We start from the raw sequence: 15,260 nt of genomic DNA, 5'->3' as shown, positions 1-15,260 counted from the left end.
GAGCACGATGTCCAAAATTCGTTGGCGTTTCGCGGCCGCGGCGACTGCGGTCGCCGCAGTGGTCGCCGGACTCGTCGTGGCCGCCCCTGCCAGCGGCGCCACCGGCGTGAAGGCGACGTTCTCGAAGGGCTCGGACTGGGGTTCGGGCTACGAGGGCAAGTACACGATCAGCAACGGTGGTACCTCCGCGCTCACCTCGTGGACGGTCGAGTTCACCCTCCCGGCCAACCACCGGATCTCGGCCCTGTGGGACGGCAACTACACCACCAGTGGTCAGACCGTGACGGTGAAGAACAGCTGGAACGGCAACATCGGGGTCGGTGGCTCGGCGAGCTTCGGCTTCAACGTCGTCTACTCGGGCGGCTACACGGCGCCGAGCGGCTGCAAGGTCAACGGCGGCTCGTGTGACGGCACCGGCCAGCCACCGACGACCACCAGCACGACGACCACGACGACGACCACCACAACGACCACGTCGAACCCGCCGCTGCCTGGCGGCGGCAAGGGCGCGCCCTACCTGTACCTGGGCTGGGGCAACCCGCAGAGCGCGACGTCGGTGATGTCCCAGACCGGCATCAAGAGGTTCACCCTGGCGTTCATGCTCTCCGGTGGTGGTTGCAGCCCCGCGTGGGACAGCAGCCGTCCGCTGAAGGGTGGCGTCGACGAGCAGACGATCAACGCCATCCGCGGCGCGGGTGGTGACATCGAGATCTCGTTCGGCGGCTGGAGCGGCAACAAGCTCGGCCCGAACTGCTCGTCGGCCGAGGCGCTCGCCGGTGCCTACCAGCAGGTCATCAGCGCCTACAACCTCAAGCACATCGACATCGACATCGAGAACTCCGACGAGTTCGAGAACGAGGCCGTGCAGGACCGGATCCTGGGTGCGCTGAAGATCGTCAAGCAGAACAACCCCGGCATCAGGACGATCGTCACGTTCGGCACCACGACCACCGGCCCGAACTACTACGGCGGGCGGCTGATCGACCGGTCCAAGGCGCTCGGCGCGAACATCGACAACTACACGATCATGCCGTTCGACTTCGGCGCCTCGAACATCGAGAACGACACGAAGAACGCGGCGAACGGCCTGAAGGACAAGCTGAAGGCCACCTTCGGCTGGTCCGACGCGGTCGCGTACGCGCACGTCGGCGTCTCCGGCATGAACGGTCTGTCCGACCAGCGCGAGCTCACGTCGACCCAGGCGTGGCAGAACATCACCACCTGGGCGAAGAGCAACGGCCTCGGCAGGCTCGCCTTCTGGTCGGTCAACCGCGACCGCGGTGGCTGCGACGGCCAGGTGGCGGCGAACTGCTCGGGCATCCAGCAGGCCGACCTCGCGTTCACGAAGATCACCGCGGGTTTCTGACCTGACGAGCGCCGCCGGGGCCACTAATTCAGTGGCCCCGGCGGCGTACTCTTCGGGCATGCGCAAGCGACATTGATCCTCACCTGAGGCCGCGAGAATCGCCCGGCTGGCCACCGGGTGGGCGTGGTGCGCGAACATCGTGCCGATCTACGCCCTGTACGCGCTGCTGTTCGCGGACACCGGTCTGTCGGACGCGCAGATCTCGGTGTTGTTCGCGATCTGGTCCACGGTCGGCGTGCTCACCGAGGTCCCGACCGGCGCGATCGCCGACCGCTTCTCCCGCCGCGGCGCACTGGCCGCCGCCGGAGTCATGCAGGCCGCGGGGTACGCGTGCTGGGTCCTCTTTCCCGGCTTCACCGGATTCGCCATCGGCTTCGTGCTGTGGGGAATCGGCGGTTCGCTGTCGTCCGGCTCGCTGGAAGCGCTGCTGTACGACGGTTTGCAGGCGCTGGGGGAGGAGGACCAGTACGCCAGGCTGAACGCCCGCGTCACCGCCGTCGAGCTGGTGGCGCAGGTGCCCATGGCCCTGGTGGCGTCGGTGTTGTTCTCGCTCGGCGGCTACTCGTTGGCGGGCTGGGTCTCCGTCGGAACCTGTCTGGCGTCCGCGGTGCTGGCGATGTGGCTGCCCGAGGCGCCGCACTCGTCCGATGAGTCCGAAGTGGACATCGGCTACTTCGCCACGCTGCGCTCCGGTCTGCGTGAAGCGGCGGCCTCGCCTCCTGTGCGCTGGGCGTTGCTCGCGGTGGCGCTGGTGTACTCGCTGGACGCGTTCGAGGAGTACTTCACGCTGCTGGCGCAGGACTGGTCTGTGCCGACGACGTGGGTTCCCGTTGCCGTGGTCGGGGTTCCGCTCGCCGGCGCCGCCGGTGCCGCGCTGGCCGGACGGTGGTCGCCACGACCGGTGCTGCTCCTCGCGGCCGGTCTGCTGCTGGTGTTCGCCGCGGTCATCGCGCACCCGTACGGCATCCTCGCGCTGGCCCTGTTCTACGGCCTGTACCGGTTCGTGCTCGTGCACGTCGAGGCCGAGCTGCAGCACCGGATCTCCGGCTCGGCCCGCGCGACGGTCACGTCCGTCGCCGGGCTGGGCTCCGAGCTGGCCGCGTTCCTGACCTACGCGGCGTGGGTGCTCGACGGCGCGCTGGCCGTCGGTGTCCTGGTCGTCGTGATCGGGGTGGTGATCCTGCGGCGCTAGTGCGGCGGACGACGTTCGGTGTTCTCGCGATACTTCGCGATCTCGCGTTCGACGGCGAAGTCCGAGTGCGTGTTCTCCAGCCGCCCTGGGCCCGGCGACGGCGGCGAGGCTCGTCATGTCCTCGGCCGGTGTGCCGATCTCGGGCGGAACTTCGCCAGCTCGCGTTCGGGGAAGCGATCGAGTTCGGGCAGCGTTTGCGCCGTCACGTCGGCATACGGGGGAGCGCCCCACTCGACGACGTCGAGCGCGCCGGCGACGAGAACGGTGCCGGCGTTGCGCAGGCGGGTGAACAGAGGCGGCTCGGCCAAGGAGAACACCGGCAGACGATAGGACAGGAAGTGTACGAATAGGCCCTGATTATGGGTTTCCGGTAACAGAAAACGCCGTCCGCCGACGAACCTGTCATGGATGTCTGCGGTGCGTGTCGTGTCCAGCTCGGTCCGGGTGCCACCTGGTGCGCGAACTGCGGCGCGCCCGTGGCCTGGCAGCCGGTGCCGGAACGCCGTTCCGGTGTGCTGCGGCCGGTGCTCGCGGTCGGCGGGCTGGTGCTCGCGACGATGCTCGTGGTCGCCGGTGTCATCGCGGTGCGGCAAGGTGGTTTCACCGCTGTCGGCGAGATCCGCGTCAGCAGCGGCGGGGTCGTCGGCAGGCCCGTGCCGGGCACCGCGCTGCCGCCCAGCCCGGTCGCTCCGGTGCCCATGACCCCGCGACCGACGACCAGGCCGACGACGGCGGCACCCGCTCTGGCACCGGAGGAACAGGCCCGCTTCAACCTGGACCGGCAGGTGATGGCCGACCGCGCGGCGGTGGAAACCCTGGTGGGGCAGTGGGTGCCGCAGCTGTCGTCCAAGCGGATCGGGCTGGTGGTGCGCGGCGTGACGTACGGCCACACCGAGGTGTGGTCCGACTTCCAGCAGATGAAGGCCCGCTATCCCGGTGCGCTCCTGCTGTGGTCGGGCGAGTTCAGCACGTTCGACTCGACGAACTTCTGGGTCACCGTGATGCCGCTGCGCTACCCGACCGGTGACGCGGCCAACGGGTGGTGCGACCAGCACCAGATCGGGCGCGACGACTGCTTCGCCAAGAAGCTGTCCCATGTGGACGGTCCGGCCGGGACGACGAAGCTGCGCTAGTCGAGCGACGTCCTCAGCTTGTCGCACAGGGAACGCAGCGCCAGCAGGTCGTCGTCGGACAGCGCGACGATCCGCCGGATGCTGGCGGCGTGCCTGCGTCCGATGTGGCGCTGCATCTCCAGCCCGGCGTCGGTGAGCACGACGACGGTGCCGCGCTTGTCGTGCGGGTCCGGCTCGCGATCGACGAGCCCCGCCTGGGCGAGGCGTTCGACCATGCGGCTCAACGACGGCTGCGTCAGCAGGATCTCGCGGTTCAGCTCGTGCAGCCGCGCGCGACGCGAAGGGCACTTGCTCAGCGTGTAGAGCACGTCGTACTCGCGCATGCTGATCGGGTCCCACACGTCGTCCGCGGCGAGGCGCCGCTGCAGGGTCACCTGGGCCCGCAGCAGCGCCTCCCACGCCTCGGACGTGCGCTGGGTGCGCGAGTCACCCATCCTTGCGGCGGCTCTCGTGCGACGGCGGGTCGCTCGGCACGTGCGCGGGACGCCGCGAGTCCATCTCCTTGCGGATCTCGGGCGCGATCTCCCCGAGCATGTCGAGCTGCTCCAGCACCGTCTTGAGCGGAAGGCCGGCGTGGTCGACGAGGAACAGCTGGCGCTGGTAGTCGCCGAAGAACTCCTGGAACGTCAGGGTCTTGTCGACGACCTCCTGCGGGCTGCCCACGGTCAGCGGCGTGCGCGCCGCGAACTCCTCGAGCGACGGCCCGTTGCCGTACACCGGCGCGACGTCGAAGTACGGGCGGAACTCCCTGATCGCGTCCTGCGAGCGAGGGCGCATGAACACGTGCCCGCCGAGCCCGACGATCGCCTGGTCCGCCGTGCCGTGGCCGTAGTGCTCGTACCGCTCGCGGTACAGGTTGATCAGCCGGATGAAGTGCTCCTTCGGCCAGAAGATGTTGTTGGCGAAGAAGCCGTCACCGAAGTGCGCCGCGATCTCGGCGACCTCGGGGCTGCGGATCGACCCGTGCCAGACGAACGGCGGCACGCCGTCGAGCGGGCGCGGCGTCGACGTGAACCGGTGCAGCGGCGTGCGGAACCGGCCCTCCCAGTCCACGACCTCGTTGTCCCACAACTGCCTCAGCAGCCGGTAGTTCTCGACGGTCAGCGGCAGCGCGTCCTCGAGGTTCTTGCCGAACCACGGGTACACGGGCGCGGTGTTGCCGCGGCCCAGCATCAGGTCCACCCGGCCGTCCGCGAGGTGCTGGAGCATCGCGTAGTCCTCGGCGATCTTCACCGGGTCGTTGGTGGTGATCAGCGTCGTGGACGTGGACAGGATCAGCCGCTCCGTGCGCGCGGCGAGGTAGCCGAGCATCGTCGTCGGTGACGACGGCACGAAGGGCGGGTTGTGGTGCTCACCGGTCGCGAAGACGTCGAGGCCGACCGCCTCGGCGTGCTGGGCGATGGTCATCATCGCCTTGATCCGCTCGGCCTCGGTGGGCACGCGGCCGTTGGTGGGGTCCGGGGTGACGTCCCCGACGGTGAAGACACCGATCTGCATTTTCGCTCCGATGTCGATGCATTTGCATGAACACCACGGTCAACCCCGACGCCCCTGGCTTTGTTCCCGGCTACGTGCCGAGGTACTTGAGCACGGCCAGCACCCGGCGGTGGTCCGCGTCGGTGGGCGGCAGGTCGAGTTTGGTGAAGATGTTGCTCACGTACTTCTCGACCGCGCTGTTGCTCACTTTCAGCACCGCCGTGATGCCGTTGTTGGAGCGGCCCTCCGCCATCAGCCGCAGCACGTCCTGCTCGCGCGGTGTGAGCCGTCGCATGGGGTCGTCACGGCGGCGCACCAGCAGTTGGGCCACGACCTCGGGGTCCAGCGCCGTGCCACCGGCGGCCACTCGGCGCAGCGCGTCGAGGAAGTCCGACACCTGCGCGACCCGGTCCTTCAGCAGGTATCCGACGCCGCTGGTGCCGACCGAGAGCAGGTCGGTGGCGTACCGCTCCTCCACGTACTGCGACAGCACGCACACCGCGATCTTCGGGTGCTGCCGCCGGATGACGAGCGCGGCCCGGATGCCCTCGTCGGTGTGCGTCGGTGGCATCCGCACGTCGACCACCACGACGTCGGGGCGGTGCGCGTCGACCGCGGTCAGCAGCTGGTCGGCGTCGGGCACCGCGGCGACGACCTCGAAGCCTCCGTCGGTGAGCAGCTTGGTGAGACCGGCCCGCAGCAGAACGGAGTCTTCGGCTAGCACTACTCGCATGGGACGTACACGGTAACGGTGGTGGGACCGCCCAACGGGCTCACCACGGTCAGACTGCCGTCGACCGCCGCCGCACGCTGCGCCAGTCCGCGCAGCCCGGTGCCGGTGCTGTCGACCGACGCGCCGCCGCGGCCGTCGTCGGTGACCGTGACGATCAGCCGGTCGCCGACGCGTTCCGCCACGACCTCGGCGCGGCTCGCCTGCGCGTGCTTGGCGACGTTCGTCAGCGCTTCGGACACAGCGAAGTACGCGATCGCCTCGATGCTCGGTGAGCAGCGCCGCGCGACGTCGACGTGCAGCCGCACCGGCAGCGGCGCCCGCGCGACGACGCCGGAGAGCGCCGCGTCGAGTCCCCGGTCGTCGAGCACGGCGGGATGCAGGCCGCGCACGAAGTCGCGCAGTTCGGCCAGCGCGACGGTGGCCTCGTCGTGGGCCGCGGCGATGACCTCGAGAACTTCCGGCGGCTGGTCGGTGAAGGCGGCGCGGGCCATGCCCAAGTTCAACGCCAGGGAGACGAGACGCTGCTGCACACCGTCGTGCAGGTCCCGCTCGATCCGGCGCCGTTCGGTGTCGGCGGCGGCCACCAGGTCGGCCCGGCTGCGCGCCAGCGACTCGACCCGCTCCGCGAGTTCGTCGGCGTGGTCGCGGCCGAGGAGGCGCCGGGCCGCGGCCGTGTCGGCCGAGGCGATGCCGCGCGCCACCCACGGCGCGGCGAGCAGCAACACCGCGGCGCCGCCGAACCACAGGAAGTTCCACGGCCCGGTGACCCCGTCCGCCCACAGGAGCACGAGCAGCGGCGCCGCCCAGCAGAGCACGACGACCACACCGCCCAGACCGCCCAGCACCGGAGCGAGCAGGTGGTAGGCGAACTGCCGCCAGGTGGACCCGGTGGTCCACGGCCGGAAGGCTCGGCGCCAACCGGTGCCGGAGTCGTGCTTCGGCGCGGCGATCTCGACACCGTGCAGCACCCGGAACCGCTCCCGTTGCAGCGCGCTGAAGAACTGCACGCACGGCGGCACCGCCAGCGGACCCAGCACGGCGACCGCCACGTACAACACGGGCAGCATCCAGTAGCCGGTAGGACCTTCGACGAGGCTCAGCACCGCGGCCCACCACAGCACCCCCGCGCCCCAGATCACCGCGCCCGTCGTGGCGCCGAGGAACATCCCAGCCACCACGTGGAAGGTGGCCTGCCACGCCCGCGGCGACGACAGAGCCCGCAGCACAGCCGTCACGGCTTCGCTCCCACTGAGGTCATGTCCTCACGGTAGGTATTCCAGGTGCCGGCCGACCATCGGGCGAACCCCGCCGCCGGGGTGTGGAAAACCCCAAGCCGCTCCGGCTGGCCGCCCCACTGACAGCTGTGCCGTGCGGTGGCAACGTCAACGCCTCCTTCGAACCTCTGTCCCGTCAGGAGAATCCGTTGAAACGACCACGATGGACGGTGGTGCTCGCCGCGGTACTGGCCACCACGACCGTGGCGCCCGGCGCGTCGGGCGCCACGACGCAGGACGCCGACCTCGCGCAGTTCCACCACCAGCGCGTCGAGTGGAAGTCGTGCCAGCGCGACCCGGACGACGCCGACGGCCGCGCGCTGGACGAAGCCGGAGTGCGGTGCGCCGACATCCGCGTGCCGCTGGACCACAGCCGGCCGCGCGGGCGCACCATCACCGTTGCGATCGCCCGCAGCAAAGCCACCGACACGGCCCACTACGCGGGCCCGCTGATGTTCAACCTGGGCGGCCCGGCCAACCCGGTGCTCTCCGCCGTGCCACTGGCCAGGCAGGCCATGGGCGCGACCGGCGCCAAGTTCGACATCATCGGCATGGACATCCGCTTCTCCGGCCGCAGCACGCCGATCGACTGCGGCTGGCCCGCCAGCTGGCTGCCGCGCTCCGCCGGTACCGGCCGCGACAGCTTCGACCGGATGGTCGCGCTGTCGAAGGACCTGGCCGGCCGTTGCGCCCGCACCAACGCCGACGTGCTGCCGTACGCGTCGGCGGCCAATGCCGCCCGCGACATGGACGTCATCCGGGCCGCACTCGGAGCGCCGAAGCTGTCGTTCCTCGGCTACTCGCAGGGCAGCTACCTCGGCGCGCAGTACGTGCAGCGGTTCCCGCAGCGGGCCGGGCGGATCGTGCTCGACAGCGCCATCGACCCGGACCAACCCGGCGTCACGATCCTGTCGCACCCCGCGGTGGCCGCGCGGCGTGAGGCGGCGCTGCGGGAATGGGCCGCACTGGCGGCGCGGCACGACGACCTGTTCCACCTCGGGACGACGACCGAGCAGGTGCTGAGCACGGTGCATCGGGTCTACCTGGCCGCCGCCACACCGCTGCGGGTGGGTCCGTACCTCGTGGACGACACCGTCATCCCCGGCCTCATCGTCAACCTGCTCATCGACGACAGCGAGGAGTCCGCCCTCGAACTGGCGGCCACCGTGCAGGTGCTGGTTCGGGCGGCCGACACCGGCAGCGCCGAGCCGACGGAAGCGCTCGCGACCTCGCTGGCGGGGCAACTGACCGGCCGGGACTCCGTGCTGCGCAGCGCGGCGACCGCCGTGCAGTGCGGCGACGCGCCGGTGTCGCGCACCGTCGAGACGTATTGGCGCACCGTCGAAACACGGCGCGCCGAGGCACCTCTGTTCGGCCCGCTGGGCAGCAACATCACGCCGTGCGCGTTCTGGCCGAACCCTCCGCGGGAGCGTCCGATCCGGATCCGCAACGGTGTACCGGCCCTGGTCGTCCAGGCCGCCGGTGACATCAGCGCGCTCCTCGAGTTCGGCCAGGCCATGCACCGAGACCTCCGCGGCTCCCGCATGATCACCTTGGCGGGTGCCCGCGACCACGGCGTCTACTTGTTCCGGGGCTCCAGCTGCGTCGACGCGGCCGTGAACGCCTACCTCGACACGGGTGACCTGCCCGCAGCCGATCTGACCTGCTCCGAGTAGCTCGTACATTGGCGTGGTGGGAGCCGACAGCGCGCACTACTGGGGGCATCCGGCGGTGCCGGGTGTCGACCTGATGCGCGCCCGGTTCGTGCGGCACCGGTTCGCGCCGCACAGCCACGAGGTGTTCGCGATCGGCGTGCTGAGCGCGGGCGCGGAAGACCTGCGCATCGGGAGCGAGACCGGCCGCGTCACGGCGGGCGGCGTCGTGATGATCAACCCCGGTGTCGTGCACACCGGTGAGCCAGGCGGACCGGACGGCTGGGCCTACCGGGTGCTGTACCCGGACGTCGGCGTCGTCGCGGAGGTGGCCGGTTCGAACGCGCCGTGGTTCACCGAGTCCGTGGTGTACGACGAGGTCGCGGCGTCGGCCGTGCTGGCCGCGCACGTCGCCGCCGAGTCCGGTGACCGGCTGGCGTCGAGCAGCGCGCTGCGCCACGCGCTCGCGGTGCTGTGGAGCGGGTACGGCGGACGGATGCCGGTGGCGGAGCCGGTGGAGAACCGCGTGGCCGAGGTGGTGCGGGACGTCCTGCACGAGCGGATGGCCGACCCGCCGAGCCTCGGCGAGCTGGCGGAGTTCGCCGGTGTCAGCCAGTTCGGGCTGGTGCGGGCGTTCCGGGGCCGGTTCGGGCTGCCGCCGCACGCCTACCTGACGCAGCAGCGGATCCACGCCGCGCGGGCGTTGCTCGACGCGGGTACGCCTGCCGCGCGGGTCGCGGCCGAGGTCGGGTTCACCGACCAGGCGCACCTGTCGCGGCACTTCCGCCGGTTCGTCGGCGTCACGCCGGGCCGCTACCAGCGCAAGAACGTACAAGAACGGCGCGGCGGGCGTTCCTAACCTGCCGGTCATGACGTTGCAGCCGGATCGGGCGACCAGGGCCGAGTGGACGAAGGCCGTCGACGGGTTCGTCGACGACTTCATCGAGGGCCTGGAGACCGCGCCCGCGAGCACCTCGGGCGACATCCCGGTGTTCGAGCCGCCCGCGGAGACGCCGGGGGAGCTCACCGACCTGCTGGACCGGTTCGCGGCCGCCGCCGCGCAGGCCGTGGAGACGGCCGGGCCCGGCTACTTCGCGTACTTCCCGGCCGGTGGGCTGTTCAGCTCGGTGCTCGGCGAGACGCTGGCGCAGGTCGTGAACCGCTACACCGGTGTCGCGAGCACGGCGCCCGCGCTGGTGGCGATGGAGCAGAGCGTGCTGCGCTGGATGTGCGACCTCTTCGGGCTGCCCGCGGGCTCCGGTGGGCTCGTCACGTCCGGCGCGTCGATGGCGACGCTGTCCGCGTTGTGCGCCGCGCGTCAGCCCGGCGGGACGGTCTACGTCACCGCGCACACGCACCACTGCGTGGCCAAGGCGGCGCGGATCGCCGGGCTCACCGCGGCGCAGGTGCGGGTCGTCCCTGTCGACTCCTCGCTGCGCATGGACACCTCCGCCGCGGCGTCGATGATCGAGGCCGACCGCGCTGCCGGGCTGCGGCCGTTCATGGTGGTCGGCACGGCCGGGTCGACCAGCACGGGCACGATCGACCCGCTCGCGGACATCGCCGACCTGGCCGAGCGCTGCGGCGTCTGGTTCCACGTCGACGGCGCGTACGGCGGCGCCTTTCAGCTGACGTCGCGCGGGAGGGCGTTGCTGGACGGCATCTCGCGCGCGGACTCGATCACCTTCGACCCGCACAAGAGCCTGTTCCTGCCGTACGGCACCGGTGTCCTGCTGGTCCGCGACGAGGCCGCGCTGCGGGCCGCGCACGTCGCGGACGGCGACTACCTCCAGGACCTCGACCACGGCACCGGGCTGCCCGACTACGCCGACCTCGGGCCGGAGCTCACCAGGGAGTTCCGCGGCATGCGGCTCTGGCTGCCGCTGCACCTGCACGGCGTCGCCGCGTTCCGCGACGAGCTGGACGAGAAGCTCGACCTGGCCGCGCACGTGCACCGCTCGCTGTCGGCGGACCCCGCGCTGGACGTGCCGCTGTCACCCGACCTGACCGTGGTCGTGTTCCGCTCGGCGCGCGGCGAACGCGCCACCGGGCGGATGCTGGAGCGGATCAACGGCACGCGCCGGGTGTTCCTGTCGAGCACCCGCCTCGACGGCGCGCACACGCTGCGGCTGTGCGTGCTGAGCCACCGCCAGCACGCGCGACACGTCGACGAGCTGCTGCGGGTCGTCCACGACGCGGCGCGGGCAGAATGGGCTTCATGACTGAACCGGACTACACCGCCGACGGTGTGCCGACATTCGACTACGTGCGGGACCGCATCGAGAACAAGTTCACCACCGCGGAGGCGTCGACCGAGCTCGCCGACGAGGCCGCGCCGGAGGACAAGTTCGAGGAACGCGAGAAGGCCGGCATCGACCGGCTCGAGGAGATCCGCCGCTCGATGCGCGGGGAGTGAGCTGAACCTTGGGGGAACCGATCACCGTCGACGGGGCGGGGCTCGCTTCGTGGTCCGCACCGCTGGAGCGGCTCTACCGCCGTTGCTTCGCCGAGCCGCCGTGGCACGAGGACGAGGCGGACTTCGCCGCGTTCGCGGACAAGTTCGCCGCGCACACCGCCCGTTCCGACGTCCGCGGGATCGTGGTGCCGCAAGGCGACGGGCTGGCCGGTGTGGTGTACGGCTGGCCGTCGCCGGACGAGGTGCCGGACACCCCCTTCTACGCCGGCGTCTACGACGCCGTCGCCCCGGCTGACCACTCGTTGCTCGGCCCGCCGTCCTGGCAGGTCGTCGAGCTGATGGTCGATCCGTCGGCGCGCGGTCAGGGGCTGGGGCGGCGGTTGCTCGCCCGGTTCGTCGAAGGCCACGACCTGGCGTGGCTGTGCACGCACCCGGACTCCGCCGCGCGGCGCCTGTACGAGTCGGCGGGCTGGGTGGGTGTGGGGGAGTACGCCGACGAGTCCGGCGCGCCGGTGCTGGTGATGTCGCGTCGCGGGTACCCGATGAGCCGCGTCCCCGGCTTCGACCCGCCCGCGTCGTTGCGCTCGCGGTGCCCGGTGACCACGGTGTCCCTGCGGCACGGCCAGCGCGCGTCCCTGCTGACCTCGTACGGCGACGTGCGCGCCGTGCTGCGCGACCACGGCCGGTTCAGCTCCGACCCGAGCAGTCCCGGCTACCCGCAGCTGCGTCCGGTGGTGGACCGCAAGCCCGCGCCGGGCAGTTTCCTGGTGACCGACCCGCCCGAGCACACCCGCTACCGCCGCCTGCTCACCGGCGAGTTCACCGTGCGCCGCATGGAGAAGCTGCGCCCGTCGATCGAACGCATCACCCGCACCCACCTCGACTCGCTCCTGGGCAGCGCGTCCCCCGACCTCGTCGCGGACTTCGCGTTGCCGATCCCGTCGGACGTGATCTGCCTGCTGCTCGGCGTTCCCGTGTCGGACCGGGCGTTCTTCTCGTCGCGCAGCCGGGCGCACCACGACCGCACGCTGTCCGCCGACGCCGTCCAGGCGGCGCTGGACGAGCTGCACTCCTACATCGAGGAGCTGGTCCGCAGCCGGGTTCGTTCACCCGGTGACGACCTGATCAGCAGGCTCGCCGCGGAGCTGACCGTCGACGAGGTCGTCGGCATGACGGTGCTGCTGCTGGTGGGCGGGCACGAGACCACGGCCAACTCGATCGCGCTGTCCGTGCTGGCGCTGCAGGAGTCCGGCGAGTGGGACGCGCTCGTCGCCGATCCATCCCTTGTGGACTCGGCGGTGGAGGAGCTGCTGCGGTACCTGAGCCCGGTGCACCAGGGCGTGGTGCGCGCGGTGACCGGTGACGCCGTCGTGTCGGGGGAGTCCTTGGCACCCGGTGATGGCGTGGTCGCGTCCCTCTTCGCCGCCAACCGCGATCCCTCGGTGTACCCGTCACCGGACTCGCTGGACATCCGCCGTCGTGCCCGCGGGCACCTGGCGTTCGGCGACGGCGTGCACCAGTGCATCGGCCAGACGCTGGCGCGGATGGAGATGCGTGTCGCGTTGCAGGCGCTGGTGGAGCGGGCGCCTTCGTTGCGGATCGCGGTGCCGTTCTCGTCCGTGTCGTTCCGCTTCAACGCGCCCATCTACGGCCTGCACGCACTCCCGGTCACGTTTTCCGCACCGCGCCCGTGAAGCCGGCGATGAACAACGTCGCGAACGCCCACGCCAGCACCTTCAGCACCCAGCCGCTGATGGTGAGCGCCGAACCCCATGCGGCGCTCGTCGTCTCGCACTTCGGGCGCGTGCCGCTCGTGATGAGCGGGGCACCCGCGTCGAGGCCGAACCCGATCCGGTCGACCAGGTGGCAGGACTCGACCGGCGCGTTGGCCTGCGTGCGGACCTTCTGCAGGCCGCCCAAGCCGCCCATGAACCCGGCGGCCAGTGCGGACATCAGCAGGACCAGGAAGAGCGCGATCAGCGCGCGCCACGGCTGGTAGCCGTAGCCGAGGGTGACGCCGCTGACCTTGGCCCACGACCGCTCGCCCCTGCCGGTCAAGGCGCCGGACTCGATCTGGTCCCTGCGTTGTGCCATCAACACGCGTCTGACCCCGCTGTCGTGTCCTGCGGCGCGTTCGGCGGCAGCGAGTTGCTGGTAGGGCTGAGCGGCGTACCAGGGTGTCGAGCTGCCCAGCATCTCCAGCCACTCGGCCGAGGAGATGCCACGGGGCAGGCCGACGTAGGTCAGCCCGTCCACGTCCAGGGAGGCGCCCGAACTCCGCAGATGCTCCGCGCAGGCGGGGGTGATGTGCAGGGTGGTGCCGATCTGGACCTGCGACAGGCCGACCGTCAGGCGGGTGTTGCTCGCCACGGCCCTGAACCTGGCGCCGAAGGTCATGGACTGGCCGACTCGGGCCTGTCGCATCTGCACCGCCGGGCCACCGTTGTCGCGCACCTCCGCGTCGAGCAGCTCGACGGCGTCCTCGATGCGGGAGTCGATGAGCTGCAGCGCGCCCTCCTGTCCCGTGCCCGCGATGCGGGTCCCGCGGTCCAGCACCAGCACCCCGCCGATCTTCACCAGGTTCGCGACCAGTGCGGGGCCCTGGTCGTTGACGATCCTCGCCCCGCTGATCTCCGTGGTGTCACCGATGCTCGCCGCGATCATCGAGACGGCACCGCGGACGCCGGTGCCCTCGGCGGTGAACCCGTTCCGCAGCAGGAGGACACCCTTGATGTCGACACCCTCGGCGTCCAGGGCGGGACCCGTCTTGTTGCGGAGGACGGCGCCGTCGCATTCCAGTGCGTTGCCGATCCGCGCGTCGACGATGGACACCGCGCCCGAGCGGCCCGAGCCCGTGGCCGTGAACCCCCTGTTGCAGATCATCGACCCTTCGATCCGCGCGTGCGACGCGACGAGGCCCGGTCCGGACGCGCTGTCGAACGTTGCTCCTGAGCAGTCGAGCGGCCCGTCGATCCGAGCTCCGGACAGCAGGAGCGCGGGGCCGGACGCGCTCCGCATCGTCGCCCCGGAACAGGCGAACGCACACAGCCTGGTGCTGCGCAGGTTCACCGCGCTCGCCGTGCCCGATCCGGTCGCGGTGAACCCGAGCCGCAGGTACAGCGGCCCCTGGACGTGCGCCAGTTCGGCGTACAAGGCGGGGCCCGCGCTGTTGCGCAGTTCCGTGCCGTCGAGCTCCGCCGAACCGTCGACTCTGGCGTTGAACAGGCAGACCGCACCGCGTTCGCTGGTGCCCACGGCCACGGCTTGGCGCATCAGCAACGCGCCGCCGACCTGGATCGCGTCGGCGCAGATGGCGGGCCCGCTGTCGTTGCGGAGCTTCGAGCGGTCGAGCTCCAGGACGCCGCCGATCTGCGCCTCGAGCAGGTGGAGAGCGGCGACGGGGCTCGAGTTGACGATCGTCGTGTCGGAGAGATCGAGCATCGGTGCGCTGAGCTGCAGTGCGTTGAACGCGGTGAGCGTCCGGTGCTCGATCCGGCAGTGGGTCAGGCCGACCGGGCCGAGCCGGGCGTATCGAACATCGACGCCTTCGGGCAGCAGGCAGTGCGTGAACCGCACCGCGACCTCGGTGCGGACGTGCATCAGGTCGAGCCGGCCGGTGATGCGGCAGCCGTGGAGGTCGATGCCGTGCGGGTCGGGATCGGCCGCCAGGCGGCCGAGCAGGATGTCGCGGATCACCCACGACCGGATGGTCCGGTCGTCGCCCCAGGACCGCATCGCGGCTTCGCCAGGAGGACCGGAGCGGTCGCCGAGCAGGTCGAGCGGAGTGCCGCGTTCGACGTGGTCGACGAGCGACTGCTCGAGCGCGGTCAGCTCCTGGCCGTATTTGGACGACACGTCGAACCGATCGGTACCCCGGCTTCGAACGTTAGTCGGCGCAGTTGGTGACCGGATCTGTCCACTGGTTGGGACAGTGATCCTATCGTTATCGACAGCTCACCTGTCGCAATCGACAGGTCACTCGGCGTGGGTTTCGCGGGATGCTGTGCGTCGACCAGCG

The 15,260-nt window shown here is 70.9% G+C and carries 14 protein-coding genes; 8 read left to right on the top strand and 6 right to left on the bottom strand.

The features are described 5' to 3' along the window. The first annotated feature begins 7 nt into the window (after positions 1–7). Both FKR81_RS10765 and FKR81_RS10760 read left to right on the top strand, forming a co-directional pair. On the top strand, positions 8–1,366 hold the full coding sequence (locus FKR81_RS10765) for a cellulose binding domain-containing protein (RefSeq protein WP_146350854.1): 1,359 nt from the start codon (positions 8–10) through the stop codon (positions 1,364–1,366). A gap of 139 nt (positions 1,367–1,505) precedes the next feature. After that, positions 1,506–2,558 carry an MFS transporter gene (locus FKR81_RS10760; protein ID WP_146350853.1) on the top strand — a complete coding sequence of 351 codons (1,053 nt, stop codon included), beginning with the start codon at positions 1,506–1,508 and terminating at the stop codon, positions 2,556–2,558. Between the two features lie 113 nt (positions 2,559–2,671). Here FKR81_RS10760 and FKR81_RS10755 read toward each other — a convergent pair whose 3' ends face one another. Then, positions 2,672–2,875: a hypothetical protein gene (locus tag FKR81_RS10755; protein WP_146350852.1), complete on the bottom strand. Its 204-nt coding sequence runs from the start codon at positions 2,873–2,875 to the stop codon at positions 2,672–2,674. Between the two features lie 87 nt (positions 2,876–2,962). Here FKR81_RS10755 and FKR81_RS10750 point away from each other — a divergent pair, with 87 nt between their 5' ends. Further along, positions 2,963–3,691, top strand: a complete 729-nt coding sequence (locus FKR81_RS10750; protein WP_146350851.1) for a hypothetical protein — start codon at positions 2,963–2,965, stop codon at positions 3,689–3,691. Here FKR81_RS10750 and FKR81_RS10745 read toward each other — a convergent pair. From FKR81_RS10745 to FKR81_RS10730, 4 genes are all read right to left on the bottom strand, one after another. After that, complete coding sequence (locus FKR81_RS10745; RefSeq protein ID WP_146350850.1) at positions 3,688–4,125, bottom strand: MarR family winged helix-turn-helix transcriptional regulator; 438 nt, start codon at positions 4,123–4,125, stop codon at positions 3,688–3,690. The two genes, FKR81_RS10750 and FKR81_RS10745, sit on opposite strands and share 4 nt — an antisense overlap. Next, a complete protein-coding gene (locus FKR81_RS10740) occupies positions 4,118–5,188 on the bottom strand; it encodes a CE1758 family FMN-dependent luciferase-like monooxygenase (RefSeq protein ID WP_146350849.1) in 1,071 nt (356 codons plus the stop codon). Before FKR81_RS10740 ends, FKR81_RS10745 begins: the two co-directional genes overlap by 8 nt. Positions 5,189–5,258: 70 nt before the next feature. After that, on the bottom strand, positions 5,259–5,900 hold the full coding sequence (locus tag FKR81_RS10735; RefSeq protein WP_146350848.1) for a response regulator: 642 nt from the start codon (positions 5,898–5,900) through the stop codon (positions 5,259–5,261). Continuing rightward, positions 5,891–7,135 carry a sensor histidine kinase gene (locus FKR81_RS10730; protein ID WP_146350847.1) on the bottom strand — a complete coding sequence of 415 codons (1,245 nt, stop codon included), beginning with the start codon at positions 7,133–7,135 and terminating at the stop codon, positions 5,891–5,893. The genes FKR81_RS10735 and FKR81_RS10730 overlap by 10 nt, the downstream gene beginning before the upstream one ends. Positions 7,136–7,323: 188 nt before the next feature. On the opposite strand from FKR81_RS10730, the gene FKR81_RS10725 reads away from it, so the two are divergent. From FKR81_RS10725 to FKR81_RS10705, 5 genes are read left to right on the top strand one after another with little or no spacing between them, the layout of a single operon-like run. Further along, positions 7,324–8,850: an alpha/beta hydrolase gene (locus tag FKR81_RS10725; RefSeq protein ID WP_222598222.1), complete on the top strand. Its 1,527-nt coding sequence runs from the start codon at positions 7,324–7,326 to the stop codon at positions 8,848–8,850. A gap of 16 nt (positions 8,851–8,866) precedes the next feature. Next, the gene (locus FKR81_RS10720) at positions 8,867–9,685 is read left to right on the top strand and encodes an AraC family transcriptional regulator (protein ID WP_222598221.1); all 819 of its coding nucleotides are present in this window, start codon (positions 8,867–8,869) and stop codon (positions 9,683–9,685) included. Positions 9,686–9,695: 10 nt separating this feature from the next. Further along, on the top strand, positions 9,696–11,048 hold the full coding sequence (locus tag FKR81_RS10715; protein WP_146350846.1) for a pyridoxal phosphate-dependent decarboxylase family protein: 1,353 nt from the start codon (positions 9,696–9,698) through the stop codon (positions 11,046–11,048). After that, a complete protein-coding gene (locus FKR81_RS10710; RefSeq protein ID WP_222598220.1) occupies positions 11,045–11,242 on the top strand; it encodes a hypothetical protein in 198 nt (65 codons plus the stop codon). Before FKR81_RS10715 ends, FKR81_RS10710 begins: the two co-directional genes overlap by 4 nt. 8 nt (positions 11,243–11,250) lie before the next feature. Then, positions 11,251–12,936, top strand: a complete 1,686-nt coding sequence (locus FKR81_RS10705) for a cytochrome P450 (RefSeq protein ID WP_146350844.1) — start codon at positions 11,251–11,253, stop codon at positions 12,934–12,936. On the opposite strand, the gene FKR81_RS10700 is transcribed toward FKR81_RS10705, so the two are convergent. After that, positions 12,911–15,097, bottom strand: a complete 2,187-nt coding sequence (locus FKR81_RS10700) for a hypothetical protein (protein WP_146350843.1) — start codon at positions 15,095–15,097, stop codon at positions 12,911–12,913. The genes FKR81_RS10705 and FKR81_RS10700 overlap by 26 nt on opposite strands. Positions 15,098–15,260 lie beyond the last annotated feature (163 nt).

It is taken from the genome of Lentzea tibetensis (assembly GCF_007845675.1).
Lineage (GTDB): Bacteria > Actinomycetota > Actinomycetes > Mycobacteriales > Pseudonocardiaceae > Lentzea > Lentzea tibetensis.
Note: the sequence above shows the minus strand (reverse complement) of the source record. Positions and strands in the feature narration are given on the sequence as shown.

Bases quoted from the DNA above. Each gene is read 5' to 3' on its own strand.
- FKR81_RS10765 (WP_146350854.1), top strand. From the start codon at position 8: ATGTCCAAAATTCGTTGGCGTTTCGCGGCCGCGGCGACTGCGGTCGCC.
- FKR81_RS10750 (WP_146350851.1), top strand. From the start codon at position 2,963: ATGGATGTCTGCGGTGCGTGTCGTGTCCAGCTCGGTCCGGGTGCCACC.
- FKR81_RS10745 (WP_146350850.1), bottom strand. From the start codon at position 4,125: ATGGGTGACTCGCGCACCCAGCGCACGTCCGAGGCGTGGGAGGCGCTG.
- FKR81_RS10740 (WP_146350849.1), bottom strand. From the start codon at position 5,188: ATGCAGATCGGTGTCTTCACCGTCGGGGACGTCACCCCGGACCCCACC.
- FKR81_RS10735 (WP_146350848.1), bottom strand. From the start codon at position 5,900: ATGCGAGTAGTGCTAGCCGAAGACTCCGTTCTGCTGCGGGCCGGTCTC.
- FKR81_RS10715 (WP_146350846.1), top strand. From the start codon at position 9,696: ATGACGTTGCAGCCGGATCGGGCGACCAGGGCCGAGTGGACGAAGGCC.
- FKR81_RS10710 (WP_222598220.1), top strand. From the start codon at position 11,045: ATGACTGAACCGGACTACACCGCCGACGGTGTGCCGACATTCGACTAC.